Genomic DNA, 7436 nt, shown 5'->3' with positions numbered 1-7436 from the left:
GGTCACAGACAGCCCTACACTAAGGTAAGAATCGACGCTATCAAGGCATGATAAAAGCTGTTTTTTACACTGAAAACGGCCGCTTATCGGGTTTTTCACTGACGGGTCACGCAGGCTGCGGAACAGCGGGCAATGATGTTGCCTGTGCTGCGGTCTCCTCTGCTGCCGAGCTTACCTGCAACACTATCACCGATTTTTTCGGAGACGAGGCAGAGGTATGCGTTTTGGAAAACACGCTGACTCTCAGGCTGAAAAACGAAGGCTGCGGATATTCGGAGAAGCTTCTTGAGTCCTTCAAGGCTCATCTGGGCTTCATATCCGAGGAATATCCCCGCAGCATACAGATCATCGTCAAGTGACGATCTCTATTACATTGAAAGGGAGGATACCGCAATGATCAGAATTTCTATGCAGTTTTTTGCTCATAAAAAAGGTATGGGTTCCACTAAGAACGGACGTGACTCCGAGTCCAAGAGACTTGGCGTTAAGAGAGCTGACGGTCAGTTTGTAACTTCCGGCAACATCATCGTTCGTCAGAGAGGTACACACATTCATCCCGGCGCAGGCGTTGGAATTGGTTCCGATGACACAATTTTCGCTGTTATCGACGGAACTGTTAAGTTCGAGCGCGTTGGCAAGGACCGCAAGAAGGTAAGCGTTTACGCTGCCGAGTAATCTGCACAAAGCTTGAAGCCGTTTTTACCGAAAAGTAAAAACGGCTTTTTTGTACATAAGAAAGGATGAAATTATATGAAGCTGCCGAAGGTAACGTACAACTCCCCCGTTGTCCTCACGTTCACTCTGCTGTCGCTGGCGGCGGTCATTCTGGGAATGATGACCGGCAGCGCCTCAACAAAGCTGCTTTTCTCGGTCTACAAAAGCTCTTTTGCCGACCCATTGTTTTACGTAAGGCTCTTCACCCACGTTCTGGGTCACGCCGACCTGAGCCATTTTATGGGTAATTTCACCATTATACTCCTTGTGGGACCAATGCTCGAGGAGAAATACGGCGGCAAAAGGCTGCTTGTGATGATAGCGTTCACCGCCCTTGTTACGGGGCTTATAAACGTTATCTTCTTTCCTCACGTTGCCCTGCTGGGTGCCAGCGGCGTTGCGTTTATGATGATACTTCTCAGCTCCTTTGCCAACAGCAGAAGCGGCGAGATACCCCTCACCCTTATTTTTGTGGCGGTGCTGTATCTCGGCACGGAAATAATCAACGGCATTTTCGCACAGGACAACATCTCCCAGATGGCTCATATCATCGGCGGCGGCTGCGGCTGTCTGTTCGGCTGGCTCATCGGCAAGGGACATCTTAAAGAATAACTATTCCGTAAAAAGTCAGGGAGCTGAACTTGTTGAGTTCAGCTCCCTCAGCTTTTTGCACATATCATCACATCATCGGAAAACAGCGAAAATGCTCATACCTTTGCTAGTGTACTGTGAATCACCGCAATAACTTCCTCCATATTTATGGGCTTTGAAATGAAGCCGTTCATACCGCATTCAGCAGTTGCCCGTCGGTCCTCATCAAAGGCGTTGGCTGTCATCGCAACTATGGGCACAGCAGACAATGCACTGTCCTCCAGCGACCTTATGCGGCGTGTTGCTTCATAGCCGTCCATAACAGGCATCTGGATATCCATAAGCACAAGGTCATAATCACCGGGCTTTGAAGCAGATATCCTGTCCACTGCCTCATTACCGTTTTCAGCTGTATCCACAATAAAACCGTATTCATTAAGTATCTCATATGCTATCTCACGGTTAAGCTCGTTATCCTCGACCAGCAGCAGGCGCTTGTCCTTGAAATTATCCGTTTCCTCTGTAACGGGAAGTACAGCTTCTTCCTTTGCCTTCTGCTGACCAAGCGCGTTAAGCAAGGACTCACGCAGGTCGGACATAAACATGGGCTTTGAACAGAATGCGGTAACTCCCGCTGCTCTTGCGTCCGCTTCAATATCCGTCCAGTCATATGCTGTAAGGATAATTATCGGTGTATTGTCTCCGAGAGACCGTATCTGCCTTGTGACCTCGATACCGTTCATATCGGGCAGCCGCCAGTCGATAATATAAGCGTGAAAAGCATCGTCCACCTCTATTGCCTGTCTTGCCCTGAGGACTGCCTCCTTGCCCGATACGGTCCACTCCGACCTCATTCCCACACACAGCAGCATCTTTGTAACGCTGTCGCAGGTGTTGAAATCATCATCGACCACGAGTGCCCTGAGGCCTTCAAGCTCAGTAATTTTCTCAGAGCTTCTGTGTTCCGACTGCAGCCTCAGCTCGATGCGGATAACAAATTCCGTACCCTTGCCCTGTTCGGTATATACTTCAATGGTACCTCCCATCATATCCACAATGTTCTTCGCAATGGACATACCGAGACCTGTGCCCTGTATCTTGCTTACGGTCGATGTGCGTTCACGCTCAAAGGGATTGAAGATACGCTCGGCAAAATCCCTGCTCATACCGATACCGGTGTCCTTTATGCAAAACTCATAAAGTCCCTTCCCTTCCGCAGCATTCGGAAGCTGAGAGACCCGTACCGATACCGTACCTCCCGGAGCGGTAAACTTTATCGCATTTGACAGCAGATTTAAAAGCACCTGATTAAGGCGTATCTTATCGCAGTACACGTCCTCATCGACAACATCAAGGGTATCCATATAAAGCTCAAGCTGCTTTGCGTGTATCTGACCGCTGACGATAGTTTTAAGGTCATGGAGTATTTCCGAAAGATTTACCTCAGTTTCTTCAAGATGTATCTTTCCGCTCTCGATACGGCTCATATCCAGCACATCGTTGATAAGGGAAAGCAGATGATTGCTCGATGACAGTATTTTTGAGAGATAATCCTTTACCTTCTCCTCATTGCCCACATTTGCGCTTGCAAGAGTGGTAAATCCGATAATTGCATTCATCGGTGTACGGATATCGTGGGACATATTGCTGAGGAATGTGCTCTTCGCTCTATTTGCGCTTTGTGCCGCATTTACCGCGTCCTCAAGAGCCTGATTTATCTTCTTGTCCCTTGTGCGGTCGGACATTACCATGATATACTTTTTCTCGCCCTGGATATCGCTGCAAAGCGCGATAACATGGAACCAGCGCACCTCGCCTGTTTTCTGATGAACATATTCTCTGTCCCATTCGCCCTGCTCGCCGGGAAGTATCTCGGGCAGCTTATCAAGCACCCTGACAGTATCATCATGCTTAACAAGGTGGTCCATGGCATGGATATTGGCACGAGCCTGCTTTTCGGGTATGCCCATAAGCTTTTCTATGTTCGGACTGATATAGTCCACACGCAGATCCTCTGCATTAAGCATAAGGAAAACATCGTCTACATTAACGGACAGCTTTGAAAACAGCTCATCACGATAAAGTATCTCAGTATCCTTCTTTTTCAGCTTCAGCTGATTTTGTCTGATAACAAATGCTATCATAAGCGCTGCAATGCTGATCGTTATACCCGCTACCAGCATCAGTGTGCTTGACTGAAGGCTGTTCATGCTTGCGTTTACAATATCTGTCGGCACAAGACCAACGACCGTCCAGTCCTCAAAATCCGCCGACTCATATATAAGATAATAGCTTGTTTTTCCAAGGCTGACAACAGTTGCTCCATGATTTCCCTCCTTGAGATCCTGCTGGAGCCTGTCTATCTCATCGGTATTCATATCCGAGTATTTTGTCAGCATAGCCAGGAAATTATAAATGTCCTGCTGCTTCCGGACAGCGTTATCCACCACCACGCGTCCGTCGGAATGGATAACATAGCTGCTTGAATGACCGTCAAAAGCAGATATTTTCAGAGCATTCACCATATCGGAGTTGTTGAAGCTTACTGCAATTGCCTCATAGGCAAAGCCCTTATATGTTCCCTGTACGGCAGGAGTAACGAACACCATTATCTGCGGCTTTCCGGGAACAACGGAATTTACGACCATATCCCTGCCATGAAGAATAAGTTCGGGCAATTCATCTTTAAGGTCAAGATAGCCTGTTTCATCACTTACCGTCCGATAATTTCCTTCCCGCGAAATAAAATAGAAATCGGTAAAGCCTGTTTCTTCCTTCGCATGGGCAATGAAATCCTCAATTTGCTTTTCATCGGAAATATCCTGCAAATAATCTGCCCACAGGTGCATATTTGTCCAGTTTCTGCCTATCAGATCATTCAGGGAACGATTTGCCTGATGAAAAATTTCCGTAAGATGGGAAATACTTTCCGAATATATTGTCTGCGATACGAAAGAGTAATAACGTACGCTGACCGCAGCGATCCCGACCAACAGTATGACAGCAGCAATGACTGCGTTCAGCCGTTTTTTCATTATATAATTCTCCTTTTCATCAGATCTTCAGCGTATGCATTACCTCGAAACAGTAACATATCCGGAAGGCGGTTCAAGCTGTCTGCCCCCTTCAAGAGCGGAAACAAATAACGAGTAAATATTATCTTCCATGACCGTCATTTTCTCATTAAGCTCCGCAGGCATAGGACAATTGCAGTAAATGGGTGATTCGATAAAGTCATTATCGCCTATCGACATCACTGTATAAACGTTATTATCATCAATGGCAGTACCATTTATTGTTATCTCTCCAAGTGTATAGGTGCCGTCGCCATTGTCGGTCAGCTCGTACTCCATACCGCTTGTTACGGGTATAAGATTTTTGTGACGAATAGGATTTGAGCCGTCCTCTTTTGCATTTACGAGCCATTCCATAAGCTCTTTAAGCTCCGCTCCCGTAAGCTCGCCGCTTCTGAATACCAGACGGTTTGCCATAAGACGGTTAAGCTGCTGCCTTGAATATTCACCCTCAAACACGGAGGACGCTGCGACGCTGGAATAACCGACAGCAACGTCACTCCCCCACTGTCTGCGTACGGTGTTCAGAACAGCGGAACCGGCAGGACTGCCATGCTCGCCGAAAGCATAGTCATAAGCTGTATTCTGAGCTGTAATGATCTCGGGAGACTCATTATCCTTTGCCGCAGTAAGCTGAGCATTGAAGTCCTCATAGGCTCCCTTTGCGCCGTATTCCCCTGTCATCATTTTCCAGACAACATTTTTTGAAACAGCGAACATCTCGGTGGACGCCAGACGAATATACAGATGGTTGCTGTCTATACAGTCCTTTACCTGTGAAAAAACATCATTTATCTCAATATTCACATTTTTATTGTAGCTCAGCACGGCATTATCCGCAGCCACATGACGCTGACCTTCCTCGCTGAACATTGCCTCCAGCACCCTGCCGACTGCGTCTGTTTTTTTGGCGTCCTGTTCAACCGCCTTATTTACAGCCACCTGACAGGTAGGATATGTCAGGAGCCAGTTATCCTCGGAGGTTTCCCCGAAATAGGGCAGCATTACAGTATTTATACCATCTTCTTTTCTGAGTACGGCACAGTCCCCCGCAGTACCCCTAATAATAGCGGTTTTGCCCTCAAGCAGTCCCGATTTCATTTCGCCGAAGGACATTTCTATATCCTCGGGTCTTATCATAGTGTCCTTCATATACTGCTCGAACTTATCAAATACAGCAGACCATACTTTTTTATCCAGCCCCACCTGACCGTCAACGGTCTCACTCTCATATTCCGTTCGCCACATTGTGCCGTCCATTGTCATAAGCTCGGGGATAGCACAGCCCTGAAGTGCCTCCATACAGGAATAGTCCTCACGGTAGTCATTCACATAGCACCGCAGTCCAAGCTCGTCAAATTTACGGCAGGCTTCCGCAAATTCCGCATAGTTTGTTGGCAGAGCTATTCCGTATTCCTCAAACAGATCTGCATTTGCAATATATCCGTCAACCTCTGCGCACATGGGCAGCCAGCGTACTGCACCGCCCGGCTCTCTGTTATTCTCAATGTAGCTGTCGTAAAAGCTGCCTGCCACATCGGTCTGACTCAGGTCCATAAGCATATCGGACAAATGTGCAGCATCGTTAAGAGAAAAACGGCGGCAGGTTATTATATCGGGCAAAGCTCCCCTCGCCTCAAGATCGGTATAAAACTCCATAGTATTGTATCCGACAACAAATGTAAAGTCTATTTCCGGGAACTTCTGCTCCAGCCACGGGGTAAACTCACTGCACATAGACTTGTCCCACAGGTACATAGTTATCTCAACCGTGTCATTTGTTTTATTTTTTTCGCATCCCGTGACGCTGAGAAGCAACACGGGTATCATCAGTGCGGCTATAATTCTTTTTTTCATATATTCTCCTCATCAGCCAAAGCCGTTTACTTAAGTGTAATATAATTTTCAGGCTCAGCCAATGTGCCGCCGTCTTTTATATATGCTGTCCATGCTACCTTTACTCTGTCCTCTTCCTTTTCAAACACACGGTTTTCGTCTTCGAGGAATGAAGTGAAATATGACGGTATATTAAGACAGGTAACCTTAAATGTATCTTCATCACCGATTTCCCTGCCGTCCCTCAGAACACGCAGAAGAGTATATTTTCCGCCTTCTTCCTGCACCTCGATCGACATTCCGCTGACAACAGGCAGAGCTCCTCGGTTAAAAGGCGCAATGCCTCCTTCATAGCCCTCCACATACGCTCTGACAAGCTCTTTCAGCTGTTCGCCTGTCATTTCAGACTGCCATGCACAGAGGGGATTGGGTGTTATCATATTGCCTGTCATTTTTTCGGAATAATCAGCCTTGAAAACGGAGCCCGTAAAGCTGTATGCAGGTGCAGCAAGCACATCGCTGCCGTAAAATCCGCGCAGGGTATTTGCCATAACGGAGTATGCTTCATTTCCGCCGTTTTGGTGGAACACGTTTGAATAGGTACGGTCAATGGTAAGTACTGTTGCGGCAGTATCCTCCTTTGGCTGCTTCAGCTGTGCATCAAATGCATCATACGCCTGCTCGGCATTATATTCTCCCTGTATCATCTTGGAAACAACGTCCTTTGACACCGCAAAGAAGTCGTTCGAGGCAATACGGATATACAAATGGTTCTGATTGATAAGAGGTTTCAGATTTTCGAGATAAGGAGAAAGCTGAAGCTCAACATTCTGGCTGTAGGTAATAACATCTTCTCCCTTTGCAAGAGTGTTCTGACCGTCCTCGGAAAGCATAACGCTAAGCACCTGCAAAGCCTTTTCACGGCGTGTATTGTCCTTCTCCAGATCCTTGTTCAGCGCGACCTGGAATGCAGGATATGTAAGGAGCCACTTTTCTCCGTCCTGTCCGAAATAAGGAAGGAAAACAGCGTCAACGCCCTGATTTTGAAATGCTACCGTATTTGAGCCGCCCGCACGGATAACAGCTGCTTCTCCGTTTGTAAACATTTCTACAGGAAGATCATATGAACACATATCATTGTGCTCCAAAATGATATGTGTTCATTCTTTTTTAGGAGCGGCGTCTGCTTATCTCGGTGGGATTGTCCGAATCGGCATTGCT

The 7436-nt window shown here is 47.1% G+C and carries 6 protein-coding genes; 3 read left to right on the top strand and 3 right to left on the bottom strand.

Going from position 1 to position 7436, the window contains the following annotated elements; genetic code table 11:
- Window positions 1-47: 47 nt before the first annotated feature.
- The 3 genes from ACI4J0_RS09045 (at window position 48) to ACI4J0_RS09035 (ending at window position 1326) form a co-directional block, all read left to right on the top strand.
- The gene (locus ACI4J0_RS09045; RefSeq protein ID WP_439765486.1) at window positions 48-359 is read left to right on the top strand and encodes a ribosomal-processing cysteine protease Prp; all 312 of its coding nucleotides are present in this window, start codon (window positions 48-50) and stop codon (window positions 357-359) included.
- 34 nt (window positions 360-393) lie between these two features.
- Window positions 394-675, top strand: a complete 282-nt coding sequence (gene rpmA, locus ACI4J0_RS09040; protein ID WP_178724439.1) for a 50S ribosomal protein L27 — start codon at window positions 394-396, stop codon at window positions 673-675.
- 75 nt (window positions 676-750) lie between these two features.
- Window positions 751-1326 (top strand): rhomboid family intramembrane serine protease, encoded by a 576-nt coding sequence (locus ACI4J0_RS09035; protein ID WP_439765485.1) that lies wholly within the window; start codon window positions 751-753, stop codon window positions 1324-1326.
- Window positions 1327-1421: 95 nt separating this feature from the next.
- Here the strand turns inward: ACI4J0_RS09035 and ACI4J0_RS09030 are convergent, their stop codons facing one another.
- From ACI4J0_RS09030 to ACI4J0_RS09020, 3 genes are read right to left on the bottom strand one after another with little or no spacing between them, the layout of a single operon-like run.
- On the bottom strand, window positions 1422-4340 hold the full coding sequence (locus ACI4J0_RS09030) for a response regulator (protein WP_439765484.1): 2919 nt from the start codon (window positions 4338-4340) through the stop codon (window positions 1422-1424).
- Between the two features lie 39 nt (window positions 4341-4379).
- Entirely contained in the window at window positions 4380-6236 is a 1857-nt protein-coding gene (locus tag ACI4J0_RS09025; RefSeq protein WP_439765483.1) for a 5'-nucleotidase C-terminal domain-containing protein, read from the bottom strand.
- A 26-nt stretch (window positions 6237-6262) separates the two neighbouring features.
- Complete coding sequence (locus ACI4J0_RS09020; RefSeq protein ID WP_439765482.1) at window positions 6263-7348, bottom strand: hypothetical protein; 1086 nt, start codon at window positions 7346-7348, stop codon at window positions 6263-6265.
- Between the last annotated feature and the right edge of the window lie 88 nt (window positions 7349-7436).

It is taken from the genome of Huintestinicola sp. (genome assembly GCF_051882455.1).
Taxonomy (GTDB): Bacteria; Bacillota; Clostridia; order Oscillospirales; family Ruminococcaceae; genus Huintestinicola.
This window is presented reverse-complemented; position numbering and strand designations above follow the sequence as displayed.